The organism is Mycobacterium persicum (assembly GCF_002086675.1).
GTDB lineage: Bacteria > Actinomycetota > Actinomycetes > Mycobacteriales > Mycobacteriaceae > Mycobacterium > Mycobacterium persicum.
On record NZ_MVIF01000226.1, the window covers coordinates 1 to 1,684 of the forward strand.

1 protein-coding gene is annotated in these 1,684 nt (G+C 60.5%); it reads right to left on the minus strand.

Annotated features, from left to right (window positions below; all coding sequences use genetic code 11):
- Positions 1-1,597: type I polyketide synthase (locus BST40_RS28010; protein WP_279629031.1), on the minus strand; the 1,597-nt coding region annotated here is incomplete at its 3' end.
- Positions 1,598-1,684 lie beyond the last annotated feature (87 nt).

The following is a 1,684-nucleotide window of genomic DNA, read 5'->3' on the forward strand; positions in this document are numbered from 1 at the left end:
CATCATCATCATTGGCGGCGGGTATCACCGCAGGATCCGCAGCAGGGGCTTGTTGAACAATCAGATGAGCGTTGGTGCCGCTGACCCCAAACGCGGAAACCGCCGCAGTTTTCACATGATCGGTATCCGGCCAGGGCATCGGTTGGGTGGGCAGTGCCACCGTGCCTGCCGACCAGTCGATATGTGGGCTGGGTTGGTCGATGTGCAAAGTCGGGGGCACGATGTTGTGGTTGAGAGCTTGAACCATTTTGATCAGCCCAGCCACCCCGGCGGCGGCTTGAGTATGGCCGATGTTGGATTTGATCGATCCCAGCCACAGGGGTTGCTGACGCTGATGATGGGCGCCATAAGTAGCGATCACCGCGCCGGCCTCGATCGGATCACCCAAGGTAGTACCGGTCCCGTGAGCTTCGACCACATCGACGTGGTCAAGCCCGATCCCGGCGTTGGCTGCGGCTTGACAGATCACTTGCTGCTGAGCTGGTCCGTTGGGGGCGGTCAACCCGTTCGAGGCGCCGTCTTGGTTGACTGCTGAGCCAGCGATAACGGCCAATACCTTGTGCTGGTAGCGGTGTGCGCGACTTAACGGTTCTAAAACAACAACTCCCACCCCTTCGGCCCATCCGGTGCCATCAGCGCTGGCGGCAAACGATTTACAACGACCATCAACAGCTAACCCTCGCTGCCGGGCGAACTCGGTAAACACTGTCGGGGTGGTCATCACGGTCACCCCCCCAGCAAGGGCCAACTCCGATTCCCCATTACGCAGCGATTGACACGCCAAATGAATCGCCACCAACGACGACGAACACGCCGTGTCCACCGTCAACGCCGGCCCGTGTAGCCCCAACACATAAGCCACCCGCCCCGAAGCCACACTGGTCGCCGACCCCGTCAACGCATAACCGTCCACCCCCTGGGAATCACCACCCCCATAAGGTTGGGCATAAGCCCCCACAAACACCCCAGTGGCAGACCCCGCTAACCCCCCCGGATCAATACCAGCGTTTTCCAACGCCTCCCAACACGTCTCCAACAACAACCGTTGCTGAGGATCGATCGCTAAAGCTTCCCGCGCAGAAATCCCGAAAAAATCGGCATCAAAATCACCAGCACCCTCTAAAAACCCCCCACACCGGGTATAAGTCTTACCCACCGCATCCGGATCAGGATCAAACAAACCCGCTAAATCCCACCCACGATCATCAGGAAAGCCCCCCACCACATCAACCCCACCACTGACCACCCGCCACAAATCCTCCGCACAACCAATACCCCCAGGAAACCGACACCCCACCCCCACCACCGCCACCGGCTCACCCACACCCATACCAGCCGAACCCGCCACCGGCGCCACAGAAGAACCGGTGTGGGTGATCAGTTCGATGAGGTGTTGGGCCAGCGCGTTGGGGCTGGGGTGGTCGAAAACCACGGTGGCCGGCAGTGTCAGCCCGGTGTGTTGGGTCAAACTGTTGCGTAGTTCTAACGCGGTCAAAGAATCGATACCGAGGTCTTTAAACGGGCGGTCGGGATCTAAAGCGGCCGGATCAGGGTGAGCGAGCACCGTGGCCGTGATCGCGGTAACCATCGAGATCACGGTTTGGCGTTGCTGGGCAGCGCTTTGACCGGCCAGCTGCGCCATGACGGTGCTGGCCGGCGAATGGGCCTGAGGGCGCACGGTGGT